This is a genomic window from Pseudacidobacterium ailaaui (assembly GCF_000688455.1).
In the GTDB taxonomy this organism is placed as follows: Bacteria; Acidobacteriota; Terriglobia; order Terriglobales; family Acidobacteriaceae; genus Pseudacidobacterium; species Pseudacidobacterium ailaaui.
The window spans coordinates 2,954,377-2,968,606 of sequence record NZ_JIAL01000001.1; the positions used below are offsets into that span (position 1 = coordinate 2,954,377).

At 55.5% G+C, this 14,230-nt stretch carries 16 protein-coding genes and 1 tRNA gene; 12 read left to right on the top strand and 5 right to left on the bottom strand.

Annotation, left to right across the window (positions count from 1 at the left end; translation table 11 throughout):
• The 3 genes from N655_RS18980 (at position 1) to N655_RS0113250 (ending at position 2,103) form a co-directional block, all read left to right on the top strand.
• Positions 1–342 (top strand): mercuric transporter MerT family protein, encoded by a 342-nt coding sequence (locus N655_RS18980; protein WP_044934688.1) that lies wholly within the window; start codon positions 1–3, stop codon positions 340–342.
• A 172-nt stretch (positions 343–514) separates the two neighbouring features.
• The gene (locus tag N655_RS18985; RefSeq protein ID WP_044934690.1) at positions 515–1,411 is read left to right on the top strand and encodes an ABC transporter ATP-binding protein; all 897 of its coding nucleotides are present in this window, start codon (positions 515–517) and stop codon (positions 1,409–1,411) included.
• Positions 1,393–2,103 (top strand): hypothetical protein, encoded by a 711-nt coding sequence (locus tag N655_RS0113250; RefSeq protein WP_026443372.1) that lies wholly within the window; start codon positions 1,393–1,395, stop codon positions 2,101–2,103. Before N655_RS18985 ends, N655_RS0113250 begins: the two co-directional genes overlap by 19 nt.
• On the opposite strand, the gene xylB is transcribed toward N655_RS0113250, so the two are convergent.
• The gene (gene xylB / locus N655_RS0113255) at positions 2,100–3,584 is read right to left on the bottom strand and encodes a xylulokinase (protein WP_026443373.1); all 1,485 of its coding nucleotides are present in this window, start codon (positions 3,582–3,584) and stop codon (positions 2,100–2,102) included. The two genes, N655_RS0113250 and xylB, sit on opposite strands and share 4 nt — an antisense overlap.
• Positions 3,585–3,695: 111 nt before the next feature.
• On the opposite strand from xylB, the gene N655_RS0113260 reads away from it, so the two are divergent.
• On the top strand, positions 3,696–4,931 hold the full coding sequence (locus tag N655_RS0113260; protein ID WP_026443374.1) for a vWA domain-containing protein: 1,236 nt from the start codon (positions 3,696–3,698) through the stop codon (positions 4,929–4,931).
• On the opposite strand, the gene N655_RS0113265 is transcribed toward N655_RS0113260, so the two are convergent.
• Together N655_RS0113265 and N655_RS0113270 are read right to left on the bottom strand one after the other, a co-directional pair.
• Positions 4,925–5,434 carry a hypothetical protein gene (locus N655_RS0113265; RefSeq protein ID WP_026443375.1) on the bottom strand — a complete coding sequence of 170 codons (510 nt, stop codon included), beginning with the start codon at positions 5,432–5,434 and terminating at the stop codon, positions 4,925–4,927. The two genes, N655_RS0113260 and N655_RS0113265, sit on opposite strands and share 7 nt — an antisense overlap.
• Before the next feature lie 15 nt (positions 5,435–5,449).
• Positions 5,450–6,835: a sigma-54-dependent transcriptional regulator gene (locus N655_RS0113270; RefSeq protein ID WP_238324739.1), complete on the bottom strand. Its 1,386-nt coding sequence runs from the start codon at positions 6,833–6,835 to the stop codon at positions 5,450–5,452.
• A 446-nt stretch (positions 6,836–7,281) separates the two neighbouring features.
• On the opposite strand from N655_RS0113270, the gene rph reads away from it, so the two are divergent.
• Positions 7,282–8,019, top strand: a complete 738-nt coding sequence (gene rph, locus N655_RS0113275) for a ribonuclease PH (protein ID WP_026443377.1) — start codon at positions 7,282–7,284, stop codon at positions 8,017–8,019.
• A gap of 160 nt (positions 8,020–8,179) precedes the next feature.
• A tRNA-Asp gene (locus tag N655_RS0113280) sits at positions 8,180–8,256 on the top strand.
• Positions 8,257–8,543: 287 nt separating this feature from the next.
• Here the strand turns inward: N655_RS0113280 and N655_RS0113290 are convergent.
• Positions 8,544–8,870 carry a hypothetical protein gene (locus N655_RS0113290; RefSeq protein WP_155987597.1) on the bottom strand — a complete coding sequence of 109 codons (327 nt, stop codon included), beginning with the start codon at positions 8,868–8,870 and terminating at the stop codon, positions 8,544–8,546.
• 192 nt (positions 8,871–9,062) lie between these two features.
• Between N655_RS0113290 and N655_RS0113295 the strand changes: the two genes are divergently transcribed.
• The 6 genes from N655_RS0113295 (at position 9,063) to N655_RS0113315 (ending at position 12,556) form a co-directional block, all read left to right on the top strand.
• Positions 9,063–9,596 (top strand): hypothetical protein, encoded by a 534-nt coding sequence (locus N655_RS0113295; protein ID WP_155987598.1) that lies wholly within the window; start codon positions 9,063–9,065, stop codon positions 9,594–9,596.
• A gap of 395 nt (positions 9,597–9,991) precedes the next feature.
• A complete protein-coding gene (locus N655_RS0113300) occupies positions 9,992–10,246 on the top strand; it encodes a hypothetical protein (protein WP_026443380.1) in 255 nt (84 codons plus the stop codon).
• 298 nt (positions 10,247–10,544) lie between these two features.
• Complete coding sequence (locus N655_RS21060; protein ID WP_285222254.1) at positions 10,545–10,676, top strand: hypothetical protein; 132 nt, start codon at positions 10,545–10,547, stop codon at positions 10,674–10,676.
• Complete coding sequence (locus tag N655_RS18990) at positions 10,645–11,232, top strand: IS256 family transposase (RefSeq protein ID WP_049961431.1); 588 nt, start codon at positions 10,645–10,647, stop codon at positions 11,230–11,232. The genes N655_RS21060 and N655_RS18990 overlap by 32 nt, the downstream gene beginning before the upstream one ends.
• Positions 11,233–11,312: 80 nt before the next feature.
• Positions 11,313–11,906: a TetR family transcriptional regulator gene (locus N655_RS18995; RefSeq protein WP_049961432.1), complete on the top strand. Its 594-nt coding sequence runs from the start codon at positions 11,313–11,315 to the stop codon at positions 11,904–11,906.
• Positions 11,907–11,911: 5 nt separating this feature from the next.
• Complete coding sequence (locus N655_RS0113315; RefSeq protein WP_026443381.1) at positions 11,912–12,556, top strand: CPBP family intramembrane glutamic endopeptidase; 645 nt, start codon at positions 11,912–11,914, stop codon at positions 12,554–12,556.
• A 453-nt stretch (positions 12,557–13,009) separates the two neighbouring features.
• Here the strand turns inward: N655_RS0113315 and N655_RS19000 are convergent, their stop codons facing one another.
• A complete protein-coding gene (locus N655_RS19000; protein ID WP_049961433.1) occupies positions 13,010–14,170 on the bottom strand; it encodes a tetratricopeptide repeat protein in 1,161 nt (386 codons plus the stop codon).
• Positions 14,171–14,230 lie beyond the last annotated feature (60 nt).

Here is a 14,230-nt window from a genome sequence, read left to right on the forward strand (position 1 = left end):
ATGCGGCGCATTTCTGTCGTGATTGGTTCCTCGCTGGGCGCAATTGGTTCGAGCCTTGCCGCCACAGTAACTGCATTCTGTTGTGTTGGGCCTGCGGTTGTCGCAGTCCTGGGAACAGGAGGTATGCTTGCCGCTGCCAGACTTGCTCCATACCGCCCCTACTTTTTGCTGGGGTCCGTGGTGATGCTGGCGCTGGCATTCTGGATGGCCTATCGTCCACAAGGCGGCTGCCTGGGCAAAACATGCGCAACACGCAGCGCCAAGGCCACGCGTGCCCTTCTATGGTTGGCTTTGGCCGTGACCGTGGCGGCCGCTTTGGTTCCTGAGTTTATACAAGGGTGAGCCGTATTTTCCATGCGGAGAGGAGAAAGGTCAGGGCAGTGAAGCTGGTTTTAGCAACGTGCGGAGAGGGTCTGCGAGGAGCGCAAGAGGGATCCGGGATCGTGGCGAGCCTTCATGCGGCGAAGAGAAAACAGTTCCTGAGAGGGTGAATTTGTCGTGAGACAATGCCGCTGTGACTGCAGCTCTTGAGTTCCAGGCAACAACGAAGAAATTTGGTGCGTTTGTGGCACTCGACCATCTTACGCTGGCCTTGCAACCGGGGGAAATTCTCGGCTTTCTTGGCCCTAACGGGGCCGGAAAGACTACGGCCATCCATTTGGCACTTGGATTTTTAAAGCCGAACGCCGGTGGTGGATGGATTTTGGGCAGGCCCTTTGGTGACAAGGACACACGCTCGCGCATTGGATATCTGCCAGACCTTCCTGCCTTCTTTGCCGAAAATGCGCGCAGCGCCATGTCCTTTGCCGGAAGGCTGAACGGGATGCGAAATCCGCGGCTGCGTGAGCGGACACTGGAACTGTTGGGCCGCATGGACCTTCTTTCTGCCGGAAAAGATGCGCGCAAATTTTCTCGCGGAATGCAGCAGAGACTTGGACTGGCGCAGGCCCTGGTACATGATCCTGAGGTGCTGATTCTGGATGAACCGACCTCGGCCCTCGATCCTGCGGGAGTACTGGAAGTCCGCGAACTTCTGCGTGCCGCTCGCCAGGAGGGAAAGAGCATCTTTTTCAGCTCTCACCAATTGTCTGAGGTCGAACAGGTTTGTGATCGGATTGCCTTTCTTCATCAGGGAAGGCTCCTGCGGCATGGTCCTCTGGATTCTTTTCTTCATGACAGCAGACGTTCGGAGATCATCCTGCGCAACCAGCCTGGGGACGCGGAATTGCTGCGCCGTTACGAGCACTGTCTGCAAGGCAGGGAAGATGGAAATCTACGGTTCGTGGTCCCCGCGGCTGCACAGCGCGAAGTCATCGAGCAGGCATGGTCTGCGGGAGCAGAACTGGTCAGCGTGGCGCCGCTCCGGCGGACCCTGGAAGAGCTTTTTATGGAATGGAGCGAGAAGTCGTGAAAAAGTGCTGGTGGATCGCGAGACGGCTTCTTTGGCAGAACCGTTGGCTTTTTCTGCTGCTGACGCTTTGGCCCAGTGTGATGGCCGCTCTTCTGCTGGCTGGAGGCAGTCCGGACCCAGACGATGTGCTCTGGATGCTCCATCAGGAATGCTTTGCCGGGCTGGCGCTGGTTGCAGTGACGGGAAGCACTCTGCTGGGCAATGAGCAGCGCTCGCGGCGGATACTGACCGTGTTGTCGCGTGCCGTGAGTCGGCCCATGTATCTGCTGGCCATGTTACTGGCAGCCTGGCTTCCACTGGTACTCTATGCCGGTGTGTTCCTGTTGAGTGGGACCGTACTGGCTGACTCTGTGCACTCCGGAGGTCGTGGTGTTGTATGGATGGCCGGGATGCAGGTCCTTCTTGGATTATGGGTGGGAGCAATCAGCATCTTCTGGTCTGTGCTGCTGCCGCAGCTGATTGCCTCGCTGGCTTCGGTAGCAACAGTGGCGGCCGCCACCTATGCAATCCGGCTCGGTCTACCCGGGCCGGAGATGCTTCTGGTGGGCCTCTTCCAGATCACCATCCCCGGAGGGCATCTACCGCATTCTATCGGGCTGGCCACAGGGACAACCTTGGCCGCTGCTGCGGTTTGGTTCGCAGCGGCATCCTGGATTTTCCGTCGCCGGGACCTGAGGACCGTGACAGATTAATTTTCTCCCCGGATGCTCCGGATGGCTGGATAGAGCCGCCGGTAGACCTCATAGCCGTCGGCGTAGATTTTTGCCGCCTCAGGATCCGGCGCAATCTGCTCGGCCACACGGATCGCAGCAGCGCAGGCGGCGTCGGTGTCCTGCCATGCACCGGCCCCGGTTCCGGCAAGCAGGGCCGCGCCGAAGGCTGCGCCTTCTTCCGCTTCCAGAACATCGCAGGGAAGTCCATACGTACTGGCCTGGATGCTGCGCCAGAGCTGCCCGCGTGCACCGCCCCCGCCCAGCCTTATGCCTTTGACCGGTATGCCGAGTTCCGCGAAGAGGGTCAGGGTGTCCTTAAGAGAATAAGCGACGCCTTCCAAAACAGCGCGGACGAGATGCCCGCGGGTATGGGTTGCGGTAATGCCATAGAACAGGGCTGTTGCATGAGAGTCAAGATGTGGAGTGCGTTCTCCCAAAAGGTAGGGGGCCCACAGAAGCCCATCGCTGCCGGGCTGCGTTTTTTCGGCTTCAGCGGTAAGAGCATCATAGCTGGCGCCGGGCGCGATGATGTCGCGGAGCCAGCGCAAAGAAAGCCCGGCCGCCTGGGTCACGCCCATTACATGCCAGCGACCGGGAACAGCGTGGCAGAAGGTGTGCAGACGCCCCTCGGGGTCTTTCGTCGGGGCCGCCGTAGCAGCAAAGACCACGCCGGAGGTCCCAATGGTGGCTGAAACCGATCCGGGCTGCAGAATGCCCATTCCGACTGCTCCTGCCCCTTGGTCGCCGGCCCCGGCAACAACAGGGGTCCCGGCCAACAGGCCAGTGCGTGTCGCCGCTTCTTCCGAGATGTGTGCGCAGACCTCGGGAGACTCAAAGAGCTGTGGCAGCCAGGATGTTTCGACACCGGAGGCGCGCGCCACTTCTTCCGACCAGCGCCGATGGGTCACGTCCAAAAGCAGGGTCCCGGATGCCTCCTGGACATCGATGGCATAGGTTCCGGTCAGGCGGTAGCGGACGTAATCCTTGGGGCAGAGAACATGGGCAATCTTGCGATAGACCTCCGGCTCATGGTCACGGACCCAGAGCAGCTTGGTCAGGGTGAAATTGGGCAGCGCGGGATTGCATGTCAGCTCGATGAGGCGTTGGCGTCCAATCTGTTGATGCAGCCAATCACATTGCGGTCCAGTGCGCTGGTCGCACCAGATGAGTGAAGGGCGCAGCACACGGCCTTCCTGGTCCAACAAGACAGCGCCGTGCATCTGCCCGGTGAGGCCCACGGCCGCGACGGCATGGCCGGCCAAGCCGCTGGTCGACAGGGCGGTGCGGACAGCTTCTTGAGCAGCACGCCACCAGTCTTCCGGGTCCTGTTCGGCCCACCCCGGATGCGGGCTGCGGAAAGGAGCGTGCTCGCTTACGCCTGAGGCGATGACCTTGCCTTGCTCATCCACCAGCACCGCGCGGGTGCCTCCTGTTCCTACATCAATCCCAAGAAAAGCCACAGACTTCGTCCTTTAGTAAAGCGAATTAGTACCGGAAAATACTTTACCATCCTGGAAACCAGCTGGGGCAGAGAATTTGCGTCCGTTATGGTTCCAGCGCACACTAGAGGCATGAAGCGCGTCCGGTATACCAAATACGATGGCAGCCTGGCCGATGAGATCAGCATGGAGGACCTGCTGCATGCACTCTCGGATTTTTTGTTGGATTCCGGCTTTCAGAACCCTTGGACGCAGTTTCAGGACCTTGAGCAGACCATAGAGGCCTTAAAAGAGGCGATCCGGCAGGCGCTGGAATCAGGAGAATGGTTGGACGAGAGGATGCAGGAGAAGATCGAAGAGCTTGCCGCGCAGAACAAGCTCGACGAACTGATTGACCAGATGATCCAGCGCATGGAGCAGGAAAATTACATCTCTATGGACCGCCCCCAGGACTTCACGCAGGCGTCCTCTTCTTCCGGACAGATGGGAGAAAATGAATCCCAGATCCGGTTTGAGGTTACCGACAAGAGCCTGGATTTTCTTGGCTATAAGACCCTGCGTGACCTGCTGGGCTCGTTAGGTAAGTCCAGCTTTGGACGCCACGACACCCGCGACTGGGCCACCGGGATCGAAGCCAGCGGAGCGTCGCGGCCTTATGTGTTTGGAGACACGCTGAACCTAGATGTCGTCACTACCCTGAATTCTGCCATTGCACGCGAGGGGCTGACCTTGCCGCTCAATCTGGAGTATGGCGATTTATATGTGCATCAGTGCGAGTATCAGAGCTCCTGCGCCACGGTTGTCATGCTGGACTGCTCGCATTCGATGATTCTCTATGGAGAAGACCGCTTTACCCCGGCGAAGCGCGTCGCAATGGCGTTGTCGCATCTCATCCGCACGCAGTATCCCGGCGATTCACTTTCGCTGGTGCTCTTTCACGATTCGGCGGAAGAAGTGCCGGTCTCCCAACTGGCGCGGGTGAAGGTTGGCCCTTACTACACAAATACCAGGGAAGGGCTGCGCCTGGCGCACCGCATCCTCGACCGCCAGCGGAAGGACATGAAGCAGATCGTGATGATTACCGACGGCAAGCCCTCGGCGCTTACGCTTCCCGATGGCCGTATCTACAAAAACGCATTTGGGCTTGATCCTCTGGTGGTAAACGAGACGCTGGAAGAGGTTTCCCGCTGCAAGCGGTCCGGCATCATGATCAATACCTTCATGCTGGCCTCCGACTTCGGCCTGGTACAGTTCGTGCAGCGCGTGACGGCGATGTGCCGAGGAAAGGCATACTTCACCACGCCACATACCCTGGGGCAGTATCTGCTCATGGACTATATGCAGCGCAAGATGAAGACGGTTCACTGAATTGCAGAGGGCGAATGGTCGCCCAGTTTTTGCCGCAGCACGCCGGCAAGCTCTGCCACGGTCCTGAGGCGCTCAGAAAGCCTGGGTGCCGTTGTGGCCTCGGCCAGGGCCAGTTGTGAATGCAGGATCAGGCCCGTCACGGTGTCCCGCAGTTCATTTTCCACAGTCTGGGTCGCAGCGCGCATGGCCAGCGCCTGTTCTTGTTCCCTTCGCTGAAGCGCGGAGCGCACCTCGCGCGCCAGTCGTGCCGTGCCAGAGATGGCAAAGTTGAACTGCATGGGGATGGCCAGTCCGGAGTGCTTCCAGATAAGCTCGGCTGCCGCTGGTTCAGATTCAGCCAGACCATCATCGAGCACAACAATGGTATATTCCCTGCGGCGCAACAATGACAGGGCCTCGCGGCGGTTCGAGGCGGTTTCGACTGTAATGCCCAATTGCTTGGCCAGAACCGAGGCGCAGTTTTCCGCGCCGGAAATCGAAGTAATCATCAACATGGTTTGCATAGGGATTGCCCTTTCTCATGCATTGCCGAGGCCATATTCCTTGATTTTGCGGTAGAGGGTGGTTTTGCCAATACCGAGCAGCCTGGCCGCGGCCAGCTTATCGCCCTGCAATGCCTGCAAAGCACTCAGGATGGCCTGTTTTTCCAGTTCCACCAGAGGGGTTACCGAGGGAGAGAGCAGCGAAGTATCCGATGGAGCGGCATCTGTAGTCAGGGGACGCGGACGTGTGTTTGCATAGAATTCAATGAGCGCCGTCGGGGCATCGCCCAGCTGAAGCAGGTTGCCGGAGCAATACGCGCAGGAACGGTCAATCAGATGTTCCAGTTCACGGACATTTCCCGGCCAATCGTATTCCATCAACACGCGCATCATCTCATCACTCACACGGAAGGTCTTGCCGTACTCACGGTTTTTGCGCTCCAGAAAGTGGGCAATGAGCAGGGGAATGTCCTCGCGCCGCTGCCGCAGAGGCGGCAGCCGCAGATTGACCACATTCAGGCGATAAAAAAGGTCTTTGCGAAAGCGTCCCTGTTCCACCATTTCCGGAAGGTTTCGGTTGGTAGCAGCCAGAATGCGGACGTGAATGGGGACGCGGTGCGTGGCCCCTACCGGTCGCACCTCTTTTTCCTGCAGGGCGCGCAGAAGTTTTGCCTGAAGGTCCAGTGGCATTTCACCAATCTCATCGAGAAAGACCGTGCCCCCGGCAGCAGAAACCAGCAGACCGTCCCGCGAGCGGTTTGCCCCGGTAAATGCTCCCTTTACATGCCCAAAAAGCTCATTTTCGATCAGCGTGGGTACAATCGAGCTGCAGTCCACCGGGACGAATGGTTTTCCGGCATTCGGGCCGTGATTGTGAATGGCCCGCGCCACCAGCTCCTTGCCCGTGCCGCTCTCTCCCATAATGAGGACCGGGTGCGTCGTCAGCGCCACTTTGGAGAGGATGCGGTAGATCCTGTCCATTTCCGCACTGCGGCCTATGATGTTGCTCAGACCCTGCTGCGTGCGTAGCTTTTCTCGCAGACGCCGACTGGCAATGTCCAGCGCACGTTTCTCTGCAGCACGGTCCAGGACCGCCAGCAGCTCATCCATGGTAAAGGGCTTGGTAAGGTAATCAGAAGCACCCAGACGCATGGCTTCTACCGCAGAGGGGACCGTGGCATAAGCGGTCATGACGACGATGGCCGTTTCCGGGTGCAGGTCCCGCACCTGCTTCAGGAGTTCCAGTCCAGGAATGTCCGTGCCCTTCAGACCAAGAAGCACCACATCCATACTGTTTCCTCTGAGAAGAGCAAGCGCAGAGGCTGTGTCCTGGGCGCTGTAGGTGGCCCATCCTTTGGATGAAACAATTTCACAGCAGGCTGAACGCACCGCTGCATCTTCATCCACAATCAGAACAGACATCAAGATACAGATTTCTTCAGACATAGTGGAAAAGGGGGTTGTGGTTAGCATTCTAGGGAACCTCCTGCCGAACGTCGGATGGAAAAGCCATCCCCGAGGTCACTTGGGCAAAACATTCGTAACTCTTCACGTCTTGCAGAGTTGGCAAAAATGTGCATGACGGTCACTCAGTAGGAAAATTGGACATCCTCTGCTGCAAAGATGTGCAGGTGTGCTGCCAAAAGGGGAGACGCTGGTAAGTTCATAAAAATAAAGGAGATGTTTGGAATCTGGAGGACAGGAAGGCAACGCAAGAATTCCCAAAATGGGAAGCCTCAAGAGGGCGGCTGATTCGAAGCGCTTGATTTATCTAGCTTTCTCTCTGGTTCCAAATTGGGACACCAGGAAGCACCTGTCCTGTTTTGGGACCAGTAATCGGTCTTGCTGTCGTTGCATACAATGAAGGAATGCAAACATCTGCTGCTTCTTTTTTCCGGCAGGGGGGCCGTGCGGTCGATTCCCTGCGTCCTGTACGTCTGGTTCGTGACTATGTTGCCGTAGCGGAAGGATCCATATTGATGGAGCTTGGCAACACACGGGTATTGTGCAACGCATCGGTGGAGCAGACGGTGCCTGCGTGGCTCCGAAACAGCGGACGTGGCTGGGTCACTGCAGAATACGGTATGCTGCCACGGGCCACCCTCACGCGCACACCGCGCGAGGCGGAGCGCGGAAAGGTGAGCGGCAGGACGCAGGAAATTCAGCGTCTGATTGGCCGCTCCTTGCGTGCTGTGGTTGATATGGAAGCCCTGGGTGAGCGGACCGTGGTGCTGGATTGCGATGTATTACAGGCCGACGGGGGTACCCGCACGGCAGCCATCACCGGGGCCTGTGCAGCCCTGGCGATTGCTTTCGAGCGCATGGTGGCAGCAGGAACACTGGCCCGATCTCCGTTGAAGCAGCTGGTGGCGGCAACCAGTGTGGGGGTCGTGGAGGGCGTTACTTTGCTGGATTTGGCCTATGAAGAGGATTCACAGGCGGAAGTAGACATGAATGTGGTCATGACGGAAGACGGCGGCCTGGTGGAGGTGCAGGCAACGGCAGAGCGTACTCCTTTTGCCCGGGAGCGGATGCTGGAAATGATGCAATATGCACAGCAGGGAATCGAGCAGTTGCTGGCAGAGCAGAGAAAAGTTTTGGGTTAAGGAACCATCAGATTTGTGTCGATATCGTCTCTGTTTTCCTCAACAAATTTGTTATCGATGTCGTCCGTAACTCGTGTTGTATCTGCTACAATGGATTTATTGAGTGAACAACTCAAGGGATAAACTTGCGCTGCCGTACCCGGTAATGCAGGTCATCAGTGGGGACGTAGTTCAGTTGGTTAGAATGCTGCCCTGTCACGGCAGAGGTCGCGGGTTCGAGCCCCGTCGTCCCCGCCATAAATCAAAGAAAATACAAGGTTTATGGGACAGTGACAAGTTGAGTTTTACCCCGCGAGGGTGCGGAAGGGCGCTGAGAGTTCTCAGCGCCCTTTTTGCTGCTTTCGAGCAACATCGTACCCTGCTCCGAGAGTGCTGGGGAGCTTGGCAGTGCTGAACAGAGCGAACTTCGAATTGTTCATCAGTCGTCTGATTGCCAGGCCACGTTTCGAAGCGAAGGCACTTTGGAACGCGTGAGCGATCAACATCAGGGTTGCGCAATTCGTGCAAGAGCGAATCAGGAGTGATTACGCTTCTAAGACCTGACGCTGACGTATGGGTTTGCTAAGCCGTTCCGCATCTGCTTCACAGAGCGTCGCGGCGAGGTGCCCAGGCAAGATGCGAAACGTTCCTAGTCCTCCACAGACCTGGCAAGTCCGCGCTGATTCAACACGGGCCTCTTCGATCCATGAGAGAACTTGGTCATCGGCGTTGTTGCATGATATTCGAAGTTGGCCCATCTTTTCCTTAACGGCAGTGATTCGGCATCCAATCCGAAGAGTAGCGATCTTCTGAAAGAGACGATCCAGAAGATCAAACCAGCCATCCGCGCCGACGCGATAGGTAAAGCTCATGCCTGGCCTCCAAGGCCCGGCCTCAAGGTCCAAGAGATCGGGATAGCGATCAACGAGGGTTTGCTTTAGCTCAGCGTGCATGATCAAGAATTGTAAGGCCACTTTTCCAGGTTGACCTGAGCCGGTCGCACCTACGACATTTAGCTAACCAGAGCTAACCAGTCGATTTGGATTATAGATGACGGCACGCACTTGGTAGGTGCGTTTTCGTTAAAAACCCGCGGGTCGCTTCAATACGACCGGCGGCTTTTTGTACAAGGAAGTGCGGTCATCGTTGTTTGTCGGGACTACTGCAACAAGCTCTCTGCCAAGACGATGATCAATGGTTTGATCGAAGCGTTCCAGCCGGATTATGTAGTGGAAACCCGCGACGGGCAAATCAAGGAATATGGCGTCAATTTTCCCGAAATGCGTTCGATATCTTTCGCCGAGCTGTTGGCTCGTGATGAACAGAACCGGTGCCAGATCGGTATAGACCTCCGAAGCATTTGCCATGATATGTACCAAGAGCGGTTCCAATTCGTGCAACGGCATGGGCCTGAAGTCGTGATTCCAACATGTAAAGACAGCCGCTATGCGCTGCTCTTCTTGGTAATGTTCGGAGCTTTTCCGGAAAACTCTGACGTGGCGCAGGTTTACATCAATGCTCTCGACGGGGAATACAAGGAATCCGCAAAGATCAGGCTTTGCCGATTTGAAAACCAGATCGAAAATTTGTCGCCTTAAGTAACTCTCAATGGCCCAATGTCACACTTCTCATCTCTGTACTGTCACGGGAGATTGAGCGTTATTGACAGCGCCCGTGAAACTCATGCTACAATTCGCCCAATGCGATAACGTTTGCAACATCTGTCTGGGGTGTGGCAGTCGCCAAACTTCCGAAGTAGCAAGGATGACGAAGTTCAAGTGATTGTCTCATGCAGTATTGTTCAGACTTATCGATAAGAAGAAAGTTTAGTCGTCTGCGTATCTTATTTCCTCTTATCTATCTGTTTAGCCCAAACACGCAATTCTCTCTCTTTGCGGTCTAGTCTTCGCTAGAAGATACACTCTTGTGTCACTCACGAGAGCGAATGTGCACGTGTCAAACCGTTGTTGTTCAACAAACTGCAGGAGAACCCATGAAGGCGAAAATTCTTCGTGTAAGCATGTTTCTTTTCGTTCTGGGCGTGACGATGAACTTCTTGGTTCACCAACAGGTCTTTCAAGCTGCTCCGCACGCGGCATCATTCCTGGTCGGTGGCAGCAAATTTTGGGCTGGGCTTGCATGCGGCGCGACCGTAGGCGGCTTGGTGTTTGCCGCGCCAACAGGAATACTGCTTGTCGCAGGTGTCGTTGCTGCTGTTGGGACATGCGGCGATGCTTTCTTCGGATAATCAACCCTTGATCAGTGGATTCACTCCCGCAAAGCGGCTAGGGTATGCGGTTGTCTTCATAGGGTTGGTAGGCGCGTTTTTCTATTTGAGCAATCTGTTCTTTGAACGAGTTCATCGAGAAGTGCGCGTTTACTCCACCCTAAGAGGACAATCCCTTGACACTTATCTGGCCGGGGGGATTTCGTCAACTGAGCAACTGCCTGTGGAGACGTAACTTCGATTGTGTAAAAGGCAGGAGGGTGTAAGGTGGCTTTGGCCTGACGAGCTAAAGCCGAACCTGAAAAGGAGCCTTACACCCATGGCGAAGATTGTATCGATCACCGAGCAATTTCAGCAGTTCTTGACCAACCTGAAGGAGAGCTTCTGGGGCGATCTGGAGCAAACGCCAGTGCGTGCAAATGCTGGTGGCTTATGGGGTGCGGCAGGATAAAAGGCGCAAGTTACTGGCCTTTCTGCGCACCCAGGGGGAGGGTCAGGCTCACTGGGAGGCGTTGCTTGAGGATCTCTACCGGCGCGGTCTGAAGGGCGACAAGCTGCTGCTGATCGTCACCGACGGCTGCCCCGGATTGGCTGCCGCCATCCAGACCGTGTATCCGCGCGTGGCCCATCAGCGCTGCTGGGTGCACAAGATGCGCAACATCTTGGACAAGGTCCGCAAGCGCGACCACGACGCCGTCAAAGCCGATGCCCAGGCCATCTATCTGGCCGAGGGAAGACGGCAGACCGAAGCTGCCGCACGCATCTTCTGCCGCCGCTGGCGTCGTGAGTATCCCACCATGGTGCGGCAACTGGAACGCGATCTGCCCGACCTACTGGCCTTCTACCGTTTTCCCAAGCACCTGTGGCGCAAGCTGCCCACCACCAATGTCATCGAACGCTGCTTCGTGGAAGTCCGACGCCGTACTCGACCCATGGTCTGTTTCGTCAATGTGCAGTCCGTGGACCGCATCATCTACTCCATCTTCCAGAGATTCAATCTGGAATGAAAACCCGCACCCTCCAAATATTTACACAAGCTGCTTGACGTCACCATGATGTTCATTTACTTGAAACAATCGTTTCAATAATGTATTTTGAATGGATGAGCCGTCCAGTCGACGAAGAGCGCCCGGTAGAACTGCGCGCAGCTATTCTCCAATATTTGATCGAGCACGGGATCACAGATCTATCCCTTCGACCATTAGCGAAAGCCGTCGGATCGAGCCCCCGCGCTTTGCTCTATCATTTTGATTCGAAAGAAAATCTTGTCATATCCGTCCTGGCCGACATGAGGCAACAGCAAGGGGCGCTTTTCGCTCAAATACGGACCAAGACATTAGCTGAGGCGTGCGGCGAGATGTGGAAGATTTTGAGTTCTCCGAACTTTGAGCCGCAAGTGCGCTTGTTCTTTGAGCTTTATGGAATCGCCCTGAGACAGCCTCTGCTGTACAAGGAATTTCTCGCGTCCGCCGTCGACGACTGGCTTGAGTTTACCGTGAAGCAGTTACGGGAAGACGGCTATCAACGCCGCGAGGCGATGTTGGTTGCGACCACGGTACTCGCTGGTTTTCGCGGTTTCTTACTGGATCTGTGCGCAACGCAAGACCGCCTGCGTGTAAATCGTGCGGTTTCCGCGTGGCTGCAAACCCTCGACACAATCGTGCCGACGAGTAAGGCGTAGCAAAAATGCTCAGAACAGACCAGCGATCTGCACCGACGATAGTTGCACTTTTGCTTATTCTGACGATCCCGGGCCTGCCGTTGTCGAAGTGGGAAAACGAATTCGCTGGAGTAGGTCACCTTGTTGGCTACGAGATCATCTGGTGGATTCTCACCCTCTCAGTTCTCTTTTACGTTCAATACGTAGAACTCCGTTCGCTGAGTTCGATCGGGTTTCGGAATGTCAGTTTGCAGGATTTGCTGATCGGTCTCGGTGCAGGGATTGTAATGATTGCCGGATTTGCCGGAATTTACTACGGCGTGCTTCCCGCCATGCATTTGTCCGAAAGCTCGCAAGTAAATCAGTTGATCGCTACCCCATTCTGGTGGCGACTCATCTCCGTAGTCCGAGCAGCCATTGGGGAGGAAGTAATTTTTCGAGGGTTCGCTATCGAACGAGGCCGTGAAGTTTTTGGAAGCCTGCGCATCGCAAGCGCACTCTCCTGGATAGTGTTCACTTTGGAGCACATCACCACATGGGGGTGGTCGCACGTGCTCATCGCGGGGTTCGGAGGTTTGCTTTTAACACTTCTTTATGTTTGGCGAAGAAATCTCTGGATCAACATCATTGCCCATTTCATTGTTGATGGAGCCTCTGTCCTGTTGGCATAAAACTCCAAGGAGCTCGACCAATCTGTGGCGCGATTGGGCGCTTCACCAATATGGATGAACTTCTATACGGAATAGCGATCCGCTAACCTTCATCCGGCGCTTAAAGCGCTTGAGCTAGGTATTAGCGTGTTGTCATGCCTTCGAGCTACACGTTGCGCATCAGTGATTGTACGATCCCATTACAGCGGAGTCCGCGCATTGCGGCAGTGCGCAAGGGGAAAATGCCTGATTGCGGGTTGAAGACAAATCATCAGTGGCTGCTGGCCGCCTTCTTCGCCCTGCTAAATTCACACCAGCATCGCAAACGTCTGGGGCCGCCGGGCGTACTCTCTTCAGATAACAGAGGAAAGAGATTCCGAGACACCCATCCACATACCATTTCGCAAAACTCCCCTCAAAAACCTGCTCGAAAAACCACCATCATGAGCGTCCCACTCCGGACCAGAGATAACTTTACTTAGATTTTGGCGGAAACGGTGCCTCTTGGGGAAATAGCTGCGAAGCCAACTTGTCAACTTGTCCTTTCTGTAGTGTTTTGGTTTTTGCATATAGTTTCTCCGCCTCCGGCCTATTCCCTGAAGCCTGATACGCGCGTCCCAGCAGAAAATAAGCCTCTGGCTGTGTAGGGTCCAGGTCCACGGCGCGCTTCAAGGCCTGAATTGCCTCTGGATAGCGGTGTTCTTGCGTTAGGATGGCCCCAATATCGAGATAAGCAATACGGATATTGTTCCGCAGATGCAACGCCTTTTGCAGCAGCTCCAGGGACCTCTTTAGATTGCCAGTCTTATATTCCACGTCACCCAGATACGCCAGTGCCTGGGCCTGATCGGGATAACGGGCCAGTTCCTCCTCAAATTCTTCTCTGGCCTTCTCAAACTGAAACATTTTCCAGTAAAGAAACCCTAGTCCGAAATGAACATCGGGTTGCTGCGGAGCGGCCTGAGCGGCCGCCTGAAATTCTGTAATGGCCTCCGGGGTACGGTCAAGGCCATCCAAAGCTTCTCCATACAGAACATGTACCGCTGCCGAATCCGGTTTTTGCTGAAGAATTTTCCGGAATTCCTCAAGCGCGCAGGAGTATTTTTTAGCGAAGAGGCAACTTTGAGCCAGCACCTGCCGCAGTTCCAGATTTTCTGGATCGGCTTTTACCGCGGCAGCCAATTGTTCGGTAGCTTTTGCAAATTGCTCAGAGCCATAATAGCTCATCCCCAGCAGTACGCGGATCTGCAGGCTATGTGGATCTGCCGCTTGCGCAGCACGCAACGGTGGTATAGCAGATTCAAAATGCCCCTGTTTGAATTCAGCAAGCCCAAGATTAAGTTGTAGAATACGCAGCGTTGGTTTGATTGCCAGGGCTCGATGATATGCAGAAACTGCTTCAGCATATTGGCCCTCCTCTGACAGTACAAGACCAAGACTGGCGTAGGCCTCAGCATCGTTCGGATTGGATCTTATGATTGCGCGCCATACGTCAGCGGATTCGGTGAGTTTTCCCTGAGCTTTCAGTTCCATGGCTCTCTTTGCGTCTGAGCTCACTATCTGAGCCCCCATCCAAAGAGCGAGAATGAATGGTGTCAAGAAAATCAGTTTCTCACGATGCATGTAACCAATCATAAAAAGCCTGCTTCTCGCTTGTTGGCGAGAAGCAGGGTATAAGCAGGAGGCTTACTACGA

Bases quoted from the DNA above. Each gene is read 5' to 3' on its own strand.
- N655_RS18980 (WP_044934688.1), top strand. From the start codon at position 1: ATGCGGCGCATTTCTGTCGTGATTGGTTCCTCGCTGGGCGCAATTGGT.
- N655_RS0113300 (WP_026443380.1), top strand. From the start codon at position 9,992: ATGAAGGCGAAAATTCTTCGTGTAAGCATGTTTCTTTTCGTTCTGGGC.
- N655_RS0113260 (WP_026443374.1), top strand. From the start codon at position 3,696: ATGAAGCGCGTCCGGTATACCAAATACGATGGCAGCCTGGCCGATGAG.
- N655_RS0113315 (WP_026443381.1), top strand. From the start codon at position 11,912: ATGCTCAGAACAGACCAGCGATCTGCACCGACGATAGTTGCACTTTTG.
- N655_RS0113290 (WP_155987597.1), bottom strand. From the start codon at position 8,870: ATGAGCTTTACCTATCGCGTCGGCGCGGATGGCTGGTTTGATCTTCTG.
- rph (WP_026443377.1), top strand. From the start codon at position 7,282: ATGCAAACATCTGCTGCTTCTTTTTTCCGGCAGGGGGGCCGTGCGGTC.
- N655_RS0113265 (WP_026443375.1), bottom strand. From the start codon at position 5,434: ATGCAAACCATGTTGATGATTACTTCGATTTCCGGCGCGGAAAACTGC.
- N655_RS19000 (WP_049961433.1), bottom strand. From the start codon at position 14,170: ATGATTGGTTACATGCATCGTGAGAAACTGATTTTCTTGACACCATTC.
- N655_RS0113270 (WP_238324739.1), bottom strand. From the start codon at position 6,835: ATGTCTGTTCTGATTGTGGATGAAGATGCAGCGGTGCGTTCAGCCTGC.
- N655_RS18995 (WP_049961432.1), top strand. From the start codon at position 11,313: ATGTATTTTGAATGGATGAGCCGTCCAGTCGACGAAGAGCGCCCGGTA.
- N655_RS21060 (WP_285222254.1), top strand. From the start codon at position 10,545: ATGGCGAAGATTGTATCGATCACCGAGCAATTTCAGCAGTTCTTGACC.
- N655_RS0113250 (WP_026443372.1), top strand. From the start codon at position 1,393: ATGGAGCGAGAAGTCGTGAAAAAGTGCTGGTGGATCGCGAGACGGCTT.
- N655_RS18990 (WP_049961431.1), top strand. From the start codon at position 10,645: ATGCTGGTGGCTTATGGGGTGCGGCAGGATAAAAGGCGCAAGTTACTG.